We start from the raw sequence: 16,117 nt of genomic DNA, 5'->3' as shown, positions 1-16,117 counted from the left end.
GGAATCGAGTTATCGATCATGCTAACTCGAACAATGCTGTCCGAGAAGCGCCTGCGCGAACCCACGACGCCCGGCTCGGGACAGCACTGTGAATGCGGAGTGAAAGCGCACCTTGTGATCCTGCGGTTGTTCCTCGCGGAACCATTCCCAGGCACCACATCACCTCGTGGAGGTCAGATGCAGCCCGCCCCGTCCGTCCCAGAGTCGACTGCGTTCACCTTCCAGGTACTAGGGCCGCTCGAGGTACGGAATCACGCGCGTCCGGTCGACGTCGGTTCCGGGAAGCTCAGCCAACTGCTCGCGCTGTTGCTGATCGAGCCGAACCGGCCTCGTCGTCGTGATCTGCTCATCGACCAATTGTGGAACGGTGCACCGCCGACGTCGGCCGTTGCGACTCTGCAGTCACATGTCTATCGACTGCGCGGTTTGCTGACCTCCGACGGCCGTTCACCGGTGGAGTCGCTGGCGGGCGGCTATCGGCTGGTAGTTCCCGCGCACGGCTTCGATCTGGCGCAATTCGAAGAGCTCGTTCGGACGGGCCGGAAAGCCCGCGAATCCGGCGCCACCGAGCGGGCAGCGGACACCCTCCGCCAGGCCCTCGATGTCTGGGCCGGCGAAGCGTTCGCGGGGGTCGACCTGGAAGTCGTCCAGTTGCATGCCGCCGGCCTCCAGAGTCTGCGCCTGCAGATCGTCGAGGAGTGTGTCGCGGCCGAACTCGCCTTGGGCCGGCAGAGTGACGTGATCCCTGAGCTCGAGAACCTGATCGGCGAACACTCACTGCGAGAGAGCCTGTGGGCTCTTCTCCTCCAGGCCCTGGCCCGCAGTGGCAGAGCAGCCGAAGCGCTCAGCCGCTACGGCGACTTGGAGCGGGTGCTGGACGACGAGCTCGGCGTACGACCGGGGCCCCTGGTCAGCGGCGTTCGCGACCGCATCGTCGAAAGGGCCCCGGCGAGTGGAGAGCCGCGCGAACGACTCCGCTACCGGCGATGTACCCGACCACGATGTCGCCGATGATCAACCAGCTCTGATGAAGTGCTTCGCGGTACGCACGCTCGAACTCAACGCTTCGCGATGCGCTCGCAACGCCGGCCCCTGATCGATCACCAGTTGGTCCTGCCGGGCGATCGTCAGGGCAACCCACGTCTGCAGGAACCCCGACGTCCGTTTGCATCGGACGTCGACGAGTGCGGCGGCAAACTCGGCACGGCTGGGCTTGATGCCGGACTTCTTCTCCGCCGGCGACACCGCCTTCCGACCGAGCAGCCTCCGCTCACCCCAATAGGCGTACGGCGCCTCCACGGCGTTCTGATATCGGTAACCCGCTGCATTCATGCACCGCTGCCACGCCGACTCAGCCTGTTGAACCCGAGCGTCTGCTCTGGCGCTCTTCCAGGCCTCGCTGTCGAGCCCCGCGACCAGGTCGTCGCCCGACGAGGTGCGGTCCTGCGCCAAGGCTCGACGTGCCGACCCGCCACAACCGCCGGCCGGTAATCCGTGCTCCTTCGCCGGCCGCCCATCGGCATCCGTTCCCGTGACGATGGAGTGGAGCCGGCTCCCCGGTGCGATCGGCGCCAGCCAGGCCGGGGCGAGCACCGACGGCTTGTCCAGCGAGTACGCCCAGGTTCGCGCCTCGATCGGGTCGGAGAGCCCGTACCGATCTCGGCGCGTCTTGTCGATCGCCTTTCCCAGCGGAGGCAGCTCGAGGCCGAAGCGCAGCGTGCAGCGGCGTACCAGGACATAGGTTGCTTGCTCCATCAAGCGCTGCTCCGCCGCGGTGAGCCGGTAACGATCAAGCGGGTAGGCGACCTGCCCGATGTCGGCCGGCAACTGCCGCATCGTGATCGAGGGCCTAGCAGCCGGGGCCCGATCCGGAGACCTGGCCTCGGTCGCCGTGCAGCCGGCGGTTGTTCCGGCAAGCAGCATTACCGCGGCCGGCCAGCGATTCCCGAACCTTCGTGACGTCATGCTTGTCCCTCCTGATCAGACAGCCGGCCGCGGAGTCCGCGGCCGGCTGCCGCGCTCCCCCCTCGTCAGCAGACGCGGACCCACCAGGCCTTGTCATTTCCGTTCACGAGATTCACCGTGTGATGTTTGTTCTTCGTGTCGAACACCGGAGTGTTGTTGTTGTACCCCACGAGGTACGCGCCGCCGGTCTGTTCATCCCAGTACGAGCTCACGCCGTTGTTGTTCGGGTTGCCGGGATCAAGCCACGACGGGATGTCGGCGTTGCCGCATTTGGCGTAGTGCGCGCTCCAGCCGACCGCGTTGTGGTGGGCGTAGAGACACACCGTGCCCGTCGGCGGGTTGATATTGCAGTACCTGCCAGGCGGGGATTCCAGCACCCCGGCGTCCAGGTTGGCCGGCTGATGTTGCATCTGCTGTTCCGGTTGGGATTGCGTCTGCTGTGCCGCGGACGGCGAGGCCGGTCCAGGTTCGACGGCGTTCGCTGTCACGGGCAGTACGGTCGCGGCGCCCAGCGCGGCGATACCGATCATCAATCTGACGAGTCGCATGTGATTCCTCCGAGTAATGCGAGTAGTTACCCAGAGGACTCTGCAACCACGCCCTGGAGAAACTCTGGCGAGCCACTGGAAGACTCCTTGACCGAAAGGTGTGGAGTTCGCGGACCCGGACGGACGAATCCCTTTCAGGTCGGGTTGGTACTGGTTCCGGTCGATTCTCGTTTGGTCAGGCGGGTTGGGAGGATCAGTGGTGATGGTCGCTCGCCCGCGAGTACGGCGAGGAGCATTCTGGCCATTTCGCGGCCGAGGGGCTGGATCGGCTGGCTGATGGTGGTCAGGGGTGGGGTTGTGTGGCGGGCGGTCGAGATGTCGTTGAATCCGACCAGAGCGACGTCAGTTGGCACCGTGATTCCGGCTTCCTGCAGGACCCGGAGCGCGCCGATCGCCATCTGGTCGGAGGCGATGAACACGCCGTCGACGTCCGGATGCGCGGTCAGCAGTTCGCGCATCGCGTCGGCGCCGCCGTCCTCGGAGAAGTCGCCGTGGATCACGCGCGTCGCGTCGAGGCCGGCGACGGCCAGGGCGTCCTGGTAACCCCGGTAGCGGGCCAAACCGGCGCCTTCGTCCATCCGGCCGGTGATCGTCCCGATTCTGGTCCGGCCGCAGGTGACCAGATGTTCGGTCGCCAGGCGAGCTCCGCCCCGGTTGTCGGCATCGACGTAGTAGCGCGGTTCGAAGGTCGCCGGTACGCCGCCGAAGACCACTGGTACGTCCGCCTGCTCGGCGAGCCGAGCGAGGGGGTCGTCACCGTGCATCGACATCAGCATGACGCCGGCCGCCTGCCGGGTACGCAGCACCTGCCCGAGTCGCGCCTGGCCGCGGGCAGACGTCGCCATCATCAACATCAGCTCGTGGTCGGTCTCCTCGAGTACCGAGCTGATGCCGACCACGACCTCGGCGAAGAACGGATCCGCGAACGCCCGCGGGTTTTCGCTGGAGATCGCCAGTACGACCGCTCCGGCCTGCTGTGACGCGAGCGCCCGGGCGTTCGCGTTCGGTACGTACCCGAGGTCGCTGACGGCGCGCTCGACCGCCGCACGTTTGGCTCTGCTCACATGTGGGGCGTTGTTGATCACCCGCGACGCCGCCGAACGGGACACACCGGCCCGCTCGGCGACTTCGTCGAGCGTCACTTGCCGCCTGAGGGACTCGGTCACCGGCCCGTCCTTAACGTTTGAATGCGTAGAGAGTACAACTGGAAGCGCTCCCGGTTTGCGATAAGATCTGGTTCACCATCCAGCGTTGAGAAGCACTGGAAGCGCTCCCAGAGGTTCCGCCCCACCCGAGACTGGAGCATTACATGAACTGGATCGCCCGAGGCCTGATTGCCGGCGGGTTGATGCTCGCCGCGGTCGCGCCGGCGACGCAGACCGCCGGCGCCGCCCGCACCGCCACCGCCACCGCCGGCCCTGCCGCCGGCGCCTCCCCCACCGCCGGTCTTGCCGCCGGCGACCCGACGCGGCTGACCAGCGGGTTCTACGTCGACCCGAACTCGAACCCGGCCAACTGGGTCCGGGACAACCCGAACGACGGTCGCCGGAGCGCGATCCAGAGCTCGATCGCGAGCAAGCCGATGGCCCGGTGGTTCGGCAACTGGAGCAACCCGATCGGCACCGCGGTCGGCAGCTTCGTCGGTGCCGCCGACGTCGCGGACAAACTCCCGGTACTGGTCGCGTACAACATCCCCGGCCGCGACGCGTGCGGCGGCCATTCCGGCGGCGGCGCGGGCACCCCGGCCGCGTACCGCGCCTGGATCCACGACTTTGCCGTTGCCATCGGCAACCGCCCGGCGCTGGTCGTGATCGAGCCCGACTCGCTCGGTGACTTCAACTGTATGAACGCCGATCAGATTGCCGAGCGCAACGGAATGCTGAGCTACGCCGTGCAGCAGTTCAAGGAGCTGGCACCCAACACCTGGGCCTACCTCGACGGCGGCAACGCGGGATGGGTCGGCGCGAGCGAGATGGCCCAGCGACTCAAGGGCGCGGGCCTGGCCAACGCTCACGGCTTCTCGCTGAATGTGTCGAACTACTTCACCACCGCCCAGACCGTGAGTTACGGCAACGCGATCAACGGCAGCCTGCCGGCCACCAAGCCGTTCGTCGTCGACACCAGCCGGAACGGGAACGGCACCGGTAACGATTGGTGCAACCCACCGGGCCGAAAGCTCGGCGTCACCTCACAGCTCGGAGGCGGCGCGGAGATGCTGCTCTGGATCAAGGTCCCCGGCGACTCCGACGGCTCGTGCGGCATCGGCGACGGCATCCCGGCCGGTACGTTCAGCGCCGACCTGGCGGTACACCTGATCAACGGCAACTGACTACTGCTCAACGAATCACGGCGCTCCACCCGCGCCGACGACCGCAACCAGCTCATCCAACTGCAAGACCAAGACCGCACCCACTGGGACCGCTCCCTCATCACCGAAGGGACAGCGCTGATCGAGTCCGTCTGGTCCGACGGCGAGACCGGCCCCTATCAACTCCAGGCCGCGATCGCAGCCCTCCACGCCCAGGCCGCGACCGACGCTGACACCGACTGGCCACCGACGAAGTGGAACGCCGCCACCTACTGGACCGCGCCGGCAAACAATCGCCAGCCACCTGACCACCAGCGAGCACCCCACCAGCCGGCGCTCACGGCTGGGCTGAGAGGACTGCCGCGAGGCCTGCTTGCAGGTCTTTGACGAAGTACTCGGGGACCTCCAGCGACGGGAAGTGCCCACCCGCGTCAGGCGAGCTCCAGCGCACGATCTGCCGGTACCGCTCCTGAGCCCACGGCCGCGGATACTTCTCGATGTCGCGCGGATAGATGGTGATCGCCGCCGGGACCTCGACACGAAGCCCGGGGTCCAGCGAATTGTGGCTCTCGTAATAGATGCGCGCCGCCGACGCGCCGGTTCGCGTCAACCAGTACAGGGTGACGTCATCGAGTACGCGATCTCGGGAAATCCGCTCGAACGGACTGTCCTCGGTGTCCGACCAGTCGGCGAATTTGTCGAGAATCCAGGCAAGTAGCCCGACCGGGGAATCGACGAGCGAATAGCCGATGGTCTGCGGCCGGGTCGCCTGCTGTTTTGCGTACGCCGCGCGGTGGTGCCAGAAGTCGTGGGTTTCCTCGGTCCACCGGCGCTCGGCGGCCGTCAGCCCGTCGGTCGGCAATCCGGGCGGTGCCTCCGCGAACGTGGTGTGAATTCCGGGTACGTGCGCCGGGAATCTGCCCGCGAGAACAGTGGTGATGTTTCCTCCCCAGTCGCCGCCGTGCGCCAGGAACTTGTCGTAGCCGAGCCTGCCCATCAATTCGACCCAGGCAGTCGCGATCTTTTCGGTTCCCCACCCGGTGACGGCCGGCTTGTCGCTGTACCCGAAGCCTGGAAGCGACGGAACCACTACATGAAATGCCGGTACGTCCGGGTGCCGGGGATCTGCCAACTCGTCCACCACGTCGACGAATTCGGCAATGCTGCCCGGCCAGCCGTGCGTCAAAATCAACGGCGTGGCATCGGCGCGCGCGGACCGGCGGTGCAGGAAGTGGATTCCCAGGCCGTCGATGGTCGTACGGAACTGCCCGATTCGGTCGAGGCTCACTTCGAAGGATCGCCAGTCGTACTCGGTACGCCAGTACCGCACGACGTCGGCGAGATCCGCGAGCGGAACGCCCTGTTCCCATCGGCGTCGGCCCGATGCGGCGCGCTCGACCGTCTCGGCCTCGGGCAGCCGCGCCGCGGCCAATCGCGCCCGCAACTCGTCGAGGTCGGCGTCGGTCGCGTGCGCTTCGAACGCTTGCACGTCGTGGCGGGGCATCAGACCTCCTGGTCACCGGGGAACGGTTATCCGTGCGTGAACCATCTAAGCCGGTTCTAGCATGGCTTCAGCAAGGCCTGCAACCGGCTAAGGTGGTTCCATGCCCGCCGAGTTTCCCGAGTTCCGCCTCGGTACCGTGCTCGCGACCAGCTTCACGGCGACCCTTACCGAGCGTCAGGGCGAGGCCGTGGAGCGCGTACCCACGCCGCAACGCCTCACGGACTGGCTGGCGGTGAGCGGTCTCGCCGTGGACTCGTGCACGGCCGCTCAACTCGAGCTCGCTCGGGAGTTGAGAGAGTCGATTCACGCCGCCGCGACGGCCGCCGCGAGCGGGCACGCTCTTCCGGCGGCCGCGGTCCACGTCATCAACGACCGCAGCGCTCAGGGCCGGGCCGCGGCCGTCCTGACGCCCGACGGGCAGCGGCGATGGCAGCTCGGCGCGGCGTCCGCCGTCGAAGACGCCCTCGGCGTGATCGCCGCCGACGCGATCAGCATCATCGCGGGCGAACGCGACGGAAAGCTGGCCTTGTGCGCATCCCCGACCTGCCAAGCCGCCTTCTTCGACACCAGCCAGAGCCGCACCCGCAGATGGTGCGACATGAACACCTGCGGAAACCGCCAGAAGAAGGCCCGCTTCAACGCCAGACAACGCAAAAGCCCCGACCTCCCCTAAGACCCGCGGCACCGCACACTCGGCAAAGCTCGCTACCGCGGACCTGGCTCAGTCTGCCCGAGGATGACGTACGCCACCTGCTCGACCAAGTGCTCACGGCCGGCTGGTCTTCCGGGCCACGAACACGAACTCCATCCCCGGTCGGTCCGGCGCCTCCCGAACGTCGTCCACCACGAACCCGGCCGACACCAGGGACTCCTCCAGCTCGGCCCGCTCCCGAAACCGCAGCGTCGAATCCGAGGTGAATACGGCGTCGTCGGACGAGAACACGTACGTACCCCGGAACGTCACGAACGGCAGTTCCACCGCGAGCACCTCGCCCCAGGTCGCCACCGTCCCGCCCGCCGCGACCGGTACCTCCTGATACGTGCTCTCCCGCGACCAGTCCCGCCACTCCTCCCACACCCGCCGCGCCGGATCGCGCGTCTCGAACACGAACCGCCCATCCGGGACCAACGCTTCATGCACCCCGCTCAACGTCGCGGCCCAGTCCTCATCGGTCAGGAACACCTGCGCCACGTTCCCCGTCATCACCGCCAGATCGACCTGCAGCCCGGGCAACGTTGTCGCATCCCCGTGGATCCACTGCACCCGTTCCGCAAACTCCTTGCCCCGAGCAACTTCCAGCGAGGCCTCCGCCGGGTCCACTCCGACGACCCCCACCCCGGCGCCCGCGAGCAGACAGGCCAACTCCCCCGTCCCACACCCCACGTCCAGCACCCGCCGCGCCGAGAACTCACCCACCATCGCCACGTAATGCTCCAGGTCCCCGCGACCACCCTCGAACAAGTCGTACACCGCGGCCAACCGACGCACCCCGAACTTGGCATCAACCATGCCCACGACGCTAACCCGCCCCCTCCCCACCGAGCGACCGAATTTGCGCCCGGACAGTACATACATCTGTACGTACCGCGACCCGCCCGCCTACGCCGACGCCGACGCCGATCACGCCCGAATCGGCCCACACCTCCTGTCAAGCCGCCGAGCCGCCGGTCGAGAGGGTAAGAATCATCTACAGGACCTCATCGTCGTTTCGCCCGCCGAGTTTTATGCAATGATTGCAACAAGTCCTGCGATCGGGCGACTGCCTGATCCTCACGTCCCCATGGGAGCCGTCTGTGAGTACCGATGAGCGCGGCGAGTCCTACTGCACGGTTCCGGTGAGTCCGATCGCGCCGTTCTCGCTGTATCTCTACGCCGACGGCAACCCGGCGTACGTTCTCGACCTGAATCCGCGGGCGCGGACCGCCGCGGAGGCGACGTTTGCCGAGTACGGGCTGACCGGGGAGCCACAAGACTGGTTCACCGTCGCGGTGCTCGCCGGACGCCAAGCGGGGCTGGACCTGATCGAGTACGTGGAGTCCGGGCGACTGACCTTCACGAACTACGGCTACGACTACGGTGACGGCGACATGGACCCGACCTGGGGCGTGACGGCATCAGAGGAAGACATCGCCGTACTGAGCAAACTCGGCACAACCCTGCACCAGCTCTACCACGACAAACCTCGCCTGGCCGAGCTGATCAGAGACGACCTCGAAGCATTCGAAGACACTGACTCATGACCACCGGCGAGGAGCGGATCACCTACTGCCAGATCTGCGAAGCGCTGTGCGGTCTGGTGGCCACGGTGGCCGACGATCGCCTCGTGCGCCTGCGACCGGACCCAGCACATCCGATGTCAGCCGGGTACTGCTGCCCCAAGGGCATCGCGATGACCGAGATCCAGAACGATCCCGAACGCGTACTGCACCCGTTGCGCCGGGTCGGTGACACCTTCGAACGGACCACCTGGGAAGGCGCTCTCGACGAGATCGCGGAGCGCCTGCGGTCGATCAGAAAGCAGTTCGGCCCGGCCGCGCTCGCCCTGTACGCCGGCGTGCCCAGTTCGTTCTCGTTCGGGCATCTGACCTGGGTCCGAGGGTTCCTCGAGCAGTTCGGTTCACCGCACGGGTACGGCGCTGTCTCGCAGGACATCGGAAGCCGGCTGGCCGCGTGCCAACTCTTGTTCGGCCACCCGTTCTCCGCCCCGATCCCCGACCTCGACCGGACCAGCTTCCTGTTGATCATCGGCGCGAATCCACTCGTCTCCAACGGCAGCTTCCTGACGGCTCCGCGCATCCGTGAGCGGCTCACCGGGATCCGCGGACGAAACGGTCGCGTCATTGTGGTCGACCCGCGTCGCACGGAGACCGCGAAGGCGTTCGAGCACATCCCGATCAGGCCGGACACGGATGCCTGGCTGCTGCTGGCGATGCTGAACGTGATCTTCCGCGACAAGCTCGAATCGCTTCGGGTCGGGGCCACCGGACTGCCTCGGCTGGTGTCCCGCCTCGCGCCGTTCACTCCCGAACGCGCGGCTGAGTCGACCGGAATTCCGGCGCTGACCATCGAGGCGCTCGCCCGCGACTTCGCCGGCGCCGGCCGCGCGGTCGCGTACGGGCGCACCGGTGCCGGCCGCGGCAGATTCGGCACGCTGGTGTGCTTCCTGATCGACGCGCTCAACACCGTGACCGGAAATCTCGATCGTCCCGGCGGCGCGCTGTTCACCACCACGGCGGTACCGGTCCGTGCCATGGGTCAGGCCGCTCGCCTGCACCGGATCGGTCGCGTGCGCTCGGACGCCGGCAACTTCCCGGACATCCTCGGCGAGCTCCCGGCGGCGCTGATGGCCCGTCAGATCACCACCCCCGGGCCACGGCAGATCAGGGCGCTGTGGGTCTCCGCGGGCAATCCAGTCGCGTCCGTGCCGAACAGCCGTGAGTTCGTCGATGCCCTGGGCCAACTCAAGCTCTTCGTGTCACACGACCTGTACCTGAACGACACGAATCGGCTGGCCGATTTCGTACTGCCCGCACAGACCTTTCTGGAACGGCAGGAAACGCCGTTCTTCCACGCCACCAATCACACCAGTCCGTTCGTCCAATGGTCACAGCAAGTCGTTTCGCCGTACGGCGAGGCGCGCAGCGAGTGGGAGGTGATGACCGACCTCGGCCGTCGACTCGGCATCGTTCCGAGCACGGTCCCTGTACTCCGGGCACTGCATCGCCTGCGGATCCGGCTGACGCCACGCCGGCTGATCGACCTCGGGCTGCGCGCCGGACCGTACGGCGACCGCTTCGGGCTCCGCCGGGGCGGACTCTCGTTGCGACGGCTCGAACGCCTCCACCCACATGGCCTCCGGCTGTCCGAGCACCATCCGACGGGCGTGGCGGCCAAGTACATCCGGCACCGCGGATCGCGCGTCGAGCTCTGTCCGCCCGAGATCGTCAAGGAACTCGACCGGCTGCTCGCCGGCCCACGCATCGATCCGGCGTATCCGCTCCGTCTGGTATCGCTGCGGGAGCTTCGATCCCACAACTCGTGGACCCACAATTCGCCGCAGCTGATGAGAAGCCGGCGCTTCGCCGTCCGCGTACATCCGGACGATGCGGCCGCGGCGGGGCTGACCGACGGGGAAATGGCCCGACTGTCGTCCAGAACCGGCGCCGTCGAGGTACCCATCACCTTGTCCGACGCTGTGCTGCCCGGGACCATCGCCATGCCCTGGGGCTGGGGCCACCGCGGCGGCTGGAGCCTGGCGAATCGGTCGGGCGGAGCGAACCTGAACATCCTGACCAGCTCCGCCCTCGAAGACCTCGAACCACTCGCCGGAATGACCTGGCTGAACGGTGTACCGGTCCGCCTCGACCCGCCGCGGACCGGTACACCGAGCGACGGCTGACTTCGACCGCCGACCTCGCGTACCGTCAGCGCACGTGGTACGCCCGGATGATCGTCTGATCGCTGGTGTCTCCGGCACTGTCGCTGAGCCGGCTACGCAACGAGATAAAGCCGTTCGGCCGATTGTGTACGTTGGCAACGAATCCCGCGCCGGTACGAGTCACGCGCGCCGCGCGCCAGGTGTCACCGTCATCGTAGGAAACGTCAACCGCCAGACTCCGGACTCGCGCCGGAGCAGCACCCTCCTGCCGCTCGATAGCGATCGGCACCCTGACCTGGCCCGCTCGCGCCTGGTTGTGCGGGTCGACGGCCGGCATGAATCGAACCACCGACAGCGGCAGCGGCCCGTCCCGCTCGATGCCGAATGCCCACCTCACGGACACCTTCGTCGAGGTTCGCCATTGCGGATCGTCGATCGCCGTACTCGCGCTGAGTTCGAATCGGCCGCTGCGGTTCGGGACCTCGAAGATCCCCTCTCCGGGCGTTCCGTTGCTCCCGGCAACAGCTCCGTCGTGGGTGAGAACCGTGCCGCCGGTGCCGCGGTTGAGTACCCTGAGATCGTCGGCGAAGCGGACATGACCGCCGGAGTCGCTGAGCAGCGGCACCGCCACGTCGAGTGTCGTTCCGTGGAGTGCCGCCCAGGCCTGCGTGCTCCTGATCCGGGTTCCCGCCAGGCCTGGGCCCGCGACCGCCTTGTTCCAATCCTGGCCCGGGTTCGCACCCCGCCGCAGCGTCTGCCCTCCGATCAGCATGTCCGGCGTCCCCGGGTAGCCGGAGTCGTTCGCCGATTCCCATCGTCCGGGGAGGTAGTACTCGTCACGGTCCCATGGCAACAGTCGCACGCCGCTGTTGGCGATGGTTCGTCCGTCGATGACGGTCCAGGCCGAGGCCAGCCGAGGCGCGTACTCGCCGGCGTCGTACTGGCGGGTGTGGACCCGCGCGAGGTCGTTCGTCCGTACTCGATAGGTCATCGATGCCGGGAGCGACCCGCGCTCGGCATAGGCGAGATGATAAAGGTCAGGGCTGTCCGGGATGGTGCTGATCGTGGCCACCGCGCTATCGATCTCGGCCAGCTGTGCGGCGCCCTGTCCCGTCACCGCGATCGTCGGCAGCGCCGTAGTACCTGGATCCGGAACAGGACTCGCTCCCGAGCCGAAGCGGAGCAGTACTAGCCGGCCACCCGCTGCCGCGACTCGCTGAACCGTCTCCCGGATGCGCGCGGCCGTGGTAGCCGCCGGAAGGTCGAGAAGCACCGCGCGACCACGTGGCCGGGCGGCATCCAGTTCCGCGACGGTACCGCCGCCGGCCTTGGCGATCGTCAGTCGATAGTTGCCGGTTCGCCGCGGCGATTGGTAGTACCACTGCGCGTCGACCGGGAACCGCGCGGGCGACGTGACCCGGACCTCGGTCGCCGCGCGCTCGAGCTCCGCCGACAGGGTGAGAAAGAACTTGCCGGAGCGGACGCCGGGCACCGAGCCGGCGTACAGCTCCGCGAACTGCGGATCGAAGAACGACAGAACGCACTGGTTCTCGCGGCAGATGTCGATCTGGACGTTGCCGGAGGTTCGGCCCGGCCGGTCGATCTGGGCCCGTACGGGAACCGTCTGCCGAACGCTGAGGGCCAGCTCGCGGTCCGCGGTGATGTCGACGTCCGGCTGAGCGATCATCAGCGCGCGAGCCTCCAGGTCACCTGGATCGTCGTCGCTCACTTCGCCGATAACGGTGTAGTGACCGCGTTGGACCCGCGCTGTCCCACCAGGTAGAACACGGTAGAAGTCACCCGCGTCGCCGAGGACAAGCGTGCTGCCGTGGCCGGCCGCGACCTCCGCGCCCCGGCGATCGCGCAGGTGGACCGTGAGGTCGTAGCGTTCGTCCTCCTGCTCGACAGCTGCCGGCGTACGAATGACCAGGTCGCCTGCCGTGGCCGTGACGGTGCCGGTGTAACGTCCGGCGGCACCGGCGGCGGGAGTGGCGATCAAATCAACCGTCGCGGATTCGCCCGCGGGAACGAGTAGCGCCGTCGTGCTGAGGTGAGCCGTCCCTGACGGTGCAGGGTCGCCGTCGCCGTTCCGGAGCTCGAGTGCCAGGTTCAGAGTGACAGCCGCCGAGCCCGCGTTGGTGTAAGTGATCGGGAGTCGCCTGGCCGGCAGGTCGAGATTCGGCCAGCGGAAGAACGTGTGTACCTCCGGCTGCGCTGCGGTAAGCGTCTGCCTGACCGCGCGAGCCAGGTCGACGCGACCTGCGCCGACCGCATCGGCATCGCCCGCGACCGGGTGTGCCGTTCCGGAGAGCACTGCCTTGAGTTGCGAGCCGGTCCACCGCGGGTGCTGTTCGGCCAGGAGCGCCGCGGCGCCGGCGACATGCGGCGTTGCCATCGAAGTTCCGCTCAGCCGCGCGTAGTGCTCGTCGACCGCCCAGCGGCCGAGAGTTCCGGCAGCTCGCGCCGCGACGATCTGATCACCTGGGGCAACGATCTCCGGTTTGACGGAGGAGCCGGGCAGGCCTGGTCCCCGGCTGGAGAACTCGGTCAGCACGTCCTCCGCGTCGACTGCGCCGACGGTCAGCGCTGCCGCCGCGACACCGGGCGTGTGCAGGGTTCCGCGGCCCGGGCCGTCGTTTCCGGCAGCCGCCACGAACAGCACACCGTACTGCCCGCTGAGCTGATCCACCGCCTGGGCGACTGGGTCGGTGCCGTCGCCTCGACCCCCGAGACTCAGGTTGACGATCTTGGCGTGCGCCTCCGTGACCGCCCACTGCATCCCGGCGAGCAGATCGTCCAGTTGCCCCGTACCCGTGTCGTCGAGGACCTTCCCGATCACCAGCCGCGCATCCGGAGCGACGCCGCGATACTTGCCCCCGGACGCACTGCCCGATCCGGCGATGGTTCCCGCGACATGGGTGCCGTGACCGACATGATCGCCGACGTCCGCGGTGTCCGTGAAGTTCTTCGCGACCGCCACCTTGCCGGCAAGATCCGGATGCGCGGCGTCGATTCCGGTGTCGAGGACGGCGACGCGGACCTGCCGACCGGTGAATCCGGCCTGCCACGCGGCCGGCGCTCCGATCTGCGGCACGCTGCGGTCGAGGTCAGCCCGCACGCGAGCATTGAGCCAGATCCGCTGAGTCCCCGCGGCCAGTACCCGCTGCCCACGCGCGACCGGCTTGGTCAACTGCTCCCAGACTCGTCCGGCCACCTGTTTCGGGGCATCGATCGCGGCGAGTTTCAGCGCCGGCAACCGGCGCTCTCGCCGGGCACCCGACGGCGCGCTCTTCGTCGCGGCCACGTTCGAGTACTGCACCAGCACGGGCACATCACTCGACTTCTGATCGCCGTATCCCTGCCGAATCAGTCCGGTGATGTTGAACAGTTGCTCGTCGAGTTGCCCCGAACTGACCAGGTCGGCAACCGACATCGGCAGCACGTACCAGTCACCGTCGCGCTGGTACTTGACGAACGAAGAGACACCGCCAGGTCTGCTCAGGTGCACCGACAGGACCTTTGATCCGCGCACGTCGAACAGCACCCGGTCCCCGGTCACAAGCGTGACTTGCTCTCCGGCCATGTTCGTCCGCGTCCAGGCAGTTGTCGCGGCGCCGGAATCCCTCGCGTCCGCGACCCGTGGGTCGCTGCTGACCGCCAGGCCCACGGCCGCGACCAGCGCCACCGCGAGTCCGAGGCGCACCACGCGACTTCGTAGAACTCTCATCGAGAAGCCTCCTTGTCGAAGCTGATCAGCGGATGGCGCCTACGGAGGCCACGAGCTTCTGGTCGAACGTCGTCCGGCTCAGCACCGTGCCCGCGGGCAGACCGTCCTGCGCCGTCACGAGCACCTGCTTGGTACCGACAACCCGGGAGGTTCGCGGACTGATCAGGATCTCCTCCCGCACGCCGCCCTCGGTCCGTGCGATGGCGAGGGCCGGCCGGCCGGCCAGATCGAGTTGGCCCGCGACCTGTTCGACACCGGGCAGCTTGGCAAGGGCCCGATAGAGACCGGCCCGAAGTTCAGGCGACAGCAGCGCGTCCCCGGAGCTGACCAGCACGGCCACCAGCTGGAAGACGTTCTGTTCGGCCGACCACTTCGTGTTGGTAGGCGCGACGCGGCGCAGTGCGTCGAGCAACCGGTCCGGCTGGGTCGGCAACGACGCCAGGTACGCCGGCGTCGGCTCGGTCACGCCGACCTGTTGGGCGGCCGGTGCAGGCGCCGCTTTGGTTGCGTCCGGCAACGTCACCTTCTGGACCCGCCGCCAGGGAAGACCGGAGGCATCCAGCTTCGCCGCGTCGCCCGCGCGCAGAGGTACGGCGTTCAGGCCACGCGTCATGACGATCCGCCGCGGCTCGAGGCCTGTCGACGATGCCCAGCTCTCGCGAACCGTTTCCGACCGGTACCACAACGCCTCTGCTCCGGTGATCGCCGAGGTGGCGGTCAGGCTGACCTCCCGGCCGCGGGTGTAGACGAATGCGCCGGCTGGCACCGGCAACGCTCTCGCGTCCGCCGATCGAACCGCCAGTTGGTCGAGCGTCGCCACGACCGTCGTCATCGCCGGCGCGTCGCCGGGCCGGACGTCGGCTCCCGGGACGATGAACGCGGCGACCGCGGCAGTCACCGCCAGCGCGCCGACGGCGGTCGTCGCCAGACTCACCCGCAGCCGCCGCCGGGCCGCGGTGGGACGCTCGTCCAACCGGGCGAGCACCTGCCGCCGGACCGCGGACAACTGCTCCGCGCTCGCCACCGGCAGCACGCTGTCGTAGGTGTCGATGACCTCCTGAACTTCAGGATGCTTCTGCATGGCCGGACCTCACAATCGTCGGAACATCGGAATGGTCGAGCGCCCACCGCAGCCGGGCCCTGGCCCGGTGCAGGCGGGACCGCACGGTGCCGACCGGAATCGCGAGCGCCGCCGCGATCTCGGCGTACTCCAGGCCCGCGGCGGCCAGGAAGATGACGTCACGATGCCGTCGTGGCAGCGCGCCGAGCACGCGGGCGATCGTCCGGATCCGCGCGGCCGCGTCGGTCCGCTCCGTCGCCGTTTCGGCCACGATGTCGGCCGAGTCGCCCTGGTACGTGAGAATCCGGTGCGCCCGTGCCTCGGCCTTGCGATGCCGATGCAGGACGTTGGTGGCGATGCCGTACAGCCAGGGCAGTCCCGACGAGCGGCTCGGGTCGAAAGAACAACGACGCTCGTACGCGATCAGAAACGTCTCGGCCACGACGTCGTCGGCGAGGTCGGGCCCGATCCGTCGTGAGCAGTAGCGATGGAGTTGAGCGGCGTACCGATCGAACAGCCGGCCGAAGTCCGCGACCGAACCCGACAGCAGCTCACGGTCGGAGGACGGTGGCGGGGACGATTCTGGGGGTGGGTGATCCGTGGTCGGCGAAGGAGCCTGATTCATG

14 protein-coding genes are annotated in these 16,117 nt (G+C 67.9%); 6 read left to right on the top strand and 8 right to left on the bottom strand.

The genetic code is table 11. From position 1 onward, the window contains the following. Positions 1-177 precede the first annotated feature (177 nt). Positions 178-1,014 carry an AfsR/SARP family transcriptional regulator gene (locus tag HDA44_RS03285; RefSeq protein WP_184831198.1) on the top strand — a complete coding sequence of 279 codons (837 nt, stop codon included), beginning with the start codon at positions 178-180 and terminating at the stop codon, positions 1,012-1,014. Here HDA44_RS03285 and HDA44_RS03280 read toward each other — a convergent pair whose 3' ends face one another. The 3 genes from HDA44_RS03280 to HDA44_RS03270 all read right to left on the bottom strand — a co-directional run bounded on the left by HDA44_RS03280 (position 1,015) and on the right by HDA44_RS03270 (position 3,679). Beyond that, entirely contained in the window at positions 1,015-1,965 is a 951-nt protein-coding gene (locus tag HDA44_RS03280; protein ID WP_184831196.1) for a hypothetical protein, read from the bottom strand. Between the two features lie 65 nt (positions 1,966-2,030). Further along, the gene (locus tag HDA44_RS03275; RefSeq protein WP_184831194.1) at positions 2,031-2,513 is read right to left on the bottom strand and encodes a hypothetical protein; all 483 of its coding nucleotides are present in this window, start codon (positions 2,511-2,513) and stop codon (positions 2,031-2,033) included. 134 nt (positions 2,514-2,647) lie between these two features. Next, positions 2,648-3,679 (bottom strand): substrate-binding domain-containing protein, encoded by a 1,032-nt coding sequence (locus HDA44_RS03270; protein ID WP_184831192.1) that lies wholly within the window; start codon positions 3,677-3,679, stop codon positions 2,648-2,650. A 143-nt stretch (positions 3,680-3,822) separates the two neighbouring features. Between HDA44_RS03270 and HDA44_RS03265 the strand changes: the two genes are divergently transcribed. Continuing rightward, positions 3,823-4,842 carry a glycoside hydrolase family 6 protein gene (locus tag HDA44_RS03265; RefSeq protein ID WP_238352351.1) on the top strand — a complete coding sequence of 340 codons (1,020 nt, stop codon included), beginning with the start codon at positions 3,823-3,825 and terminating at the stop codon, positions 4,840-4,842. Positions 4,843-4,845: 3 nt separating this feature from the next. Then, entirely contained in the window at positions 4,846-5,208 is a 363-nt protein-coding gene (locus HDA44_RS38385) for a DUF6596 domain-containing protein (RefSeq protein ID WP_337906812.1), read from the top strand. Here HDA44_RS38385 and HDA44_RS03260 read toward each other — a convergent pair. After that, on the bottom strand, positions 5,159-6,325 hold the full coding sequence (locus HDA44_RS03260) for an epoxide hydrolase family protein (protein WP_184831190.1): 1,167 nt from the start codon (positions 6,323-6,325) through the stop codon (positions 5,159-5,161). The genes HDA44_RS38385 and HDA44_RS03260 overlap by 50 nt on opposite strands. 100 nt (positions 6,326-6,425) lie before the next feature. Here HDA44_RS03260 and HDA44_RS03255 point away from each other — a divergent pair, with 100 nt between their 5' ends. After that, complete coding sequence (locus tag HDA44_RS03255) at positions 6,426-6,998, top strand: CGNR zinc finger domain-containing protein (RefSeq protein WP_184831188.1); 573 nt, start codon at positions 6,426-6,428, stop codon at positions 6,996-6,998. A gap of 93 nt (positions 6,999-7,091) precedes the next feature. On the opposite strand, the gene HDA44_RS03250 is transcribed toward HDA44_RS03255, so the two are convergent. Then, positions 7,092-7,835 carry a class I SAM-dependent methyltransferase gene (locus tag HDA44_RS03250; protein ID WP_184831186.1) on the bottom strand — a complete coding sequence of 248 codons (744 nt, stop codon included), beginning with the start codon at positions 7,833-7,835 and terminating at the stop codon, positions 7,092-7,094. 284 nt (positions 7,836-8,119) lie between these two features. Between HDA44_RS03250 and HDA44_RS03245 the strand changes: the two genes are divergently transcribed. Together HDA44_RS03245 and HDA44_RS03240 are read left to right on the top strand one after the other, a co-directional pair. Then, positions 8,120-8,566: a hypothetical protein gene (locus tag HDA44_RS03245; RefSeq protein ID WP_184831184.1), complete on the top strand. Its 447-nt coding sequence runs from the start codon at positions 8,120-8,122 to the stop codon at positions 8,564-8,566. Next, positions 8,563-10,725 (top strand): molybdopterin-containing oxidoreductase family protein, encoded by a 2,163-nt coding sequence (locus HDA44_RS03240; protein WP_184831182.1) that lies wholly within the window; start codon positions 8,563-8,565, stop codon positions 10,723-10,725. The genes HDA44_RS03245 and HDA44_RS03240 overlap by 4 nt, the downstream gene beginning before the upstream one ends. A gap of 25 nt (positions 10,726-10,750) precedes the next feature. On the opposite strand, the gene HDA44_RS03235 is transcribed toward HDA44_RS03240, so the two are convergent. The 3 genes from HDA44_RS03235 to HDA44_RS03225 are packed head-to-tail and all read right to left on the bottom strand — an operon-like array spanning position 10,751 to position 16,116. Then, entirely contained in the window at positions 10,751-14,431 is a 3,681-nt protein-coding gene (locus HDA44_RS03235; RefSeq protein WP_184831180.1) for a S8 family peptidase, read from the bottom strand. Between the two features lie 25 nt (positions 14,432-14,456). Next, positions 14,457-15,512, bottom strand: a complete 1,056-nt coding sequence (locus HDA44_RS03230; RefSeq protein WP_184831178.1) for a CU044_5270 family protein — start codon at positions 15,510-15,512, stop codon at positions 14,457-14,459. After that, a complete protein-coding gene (locus HDA44_RS03225; protein WP_184831176.1) occupies positions 15,496-16,116 on the bottom strand; it encodes an RNA polymerase sigma factor in 621 nt (206 codons plus the stop codon). The genes HDA44_RS03230 and HDA44_RS03225 overlap by 17 nt, the downstream gene beginning before the upstream one ends. Position 16,117: the final 1 nt, after the last annotated feature.

The organism is Kribbella solani, from assembly GCF_014205295.1.
In the GTDB taxonomy this organism is placed as follows: Bacteria; Actinomycetota; Actinomycetes; order Propionibacteriales; family Kribbellaceae; genus Kribbella; species Kribbella solani.
Note: the sequence above shows the minus strand (reverse complement) of the source record. Positions and strands in the feature narration are given on the sequence as shown.

Coding starts and splice junctions, on each gene's coding strand:
- HDA44_RS03285 (WP_184831198.1), top strand. CDS start 178: ATGCAGCCCGCCCCGTCCGTCCCAGAGTCGACTGCGTTCACCTTCCAG.
- HDA44_RS03280 (WP_184831196.1), bottom strand. CDS start 1,965: ATGACGTCACGAAGGTTCGGGAATCGCTGGCCGGCCGCGGTAATGCTG.
- HDA44_RS03275 (WP_184831194.1), bottom strand. CDS start 2,513: ATGCGACTCGTCAGATTGATGATCGGTATCGCCGCGCTGGGCGCCGCG.
- HDA44_RS03265 (WP_238352351.1), top strand. CDS start 3,823: ATGAACTGGATCGCCCGAGGCCTGATTGCCGGCGGGTTGATGCTCGCC.
- HDA44_RS03260 (WP_184831190.1), bottom strand. CDS start 6,325: ATGCCCCGCCACGACGTGCAAGCGTTCGAAGCGCACGCGACCGACGCC.
- HDA44_RS03255 (WP_184831188.1), top strand. CDS start 6,426: ATGCCCGCCGAGTTTCCCGAGTTCCGCCTCGGTACCGTGCTCGCGACC.
- HDA44_RS03250 (WP_184831186.1), bottom strand. CDS start 7,835: ATGGTTGATGCCAAGTTCGGGGTGCGTCGGTTGGCCGCGGTGTACGAC.
- HDA44_RS03240 (WP_184831182.1), top strand. CDS start 8,563: ATGACCACCGGCGAGGAGCGGATCACCTACTGCCAGATCTGCGAAGCG.
- HDA44_RS03235 (WP_184831180.1), bottom strand. CDS start 14,431: ATGAGAGTTCTACGAAGTCGCGTGGTGCGCCTCGGACTCGCGGTGGCG.
- HDA44_RS03230 (WP_184831178.1), bottom strand. CDS start 15,512: ATGCAGAAGCATCCTGAAGTTCAGGAGGTCATCGACACCTACGACAGC.
- HDA44_RS03225 (WP_184831176.1), bottom strand. CDS start 16,116: ATGAATCAGGCTCCTTCGCCGACCACGGATCACCCACCCCCAGAATCG.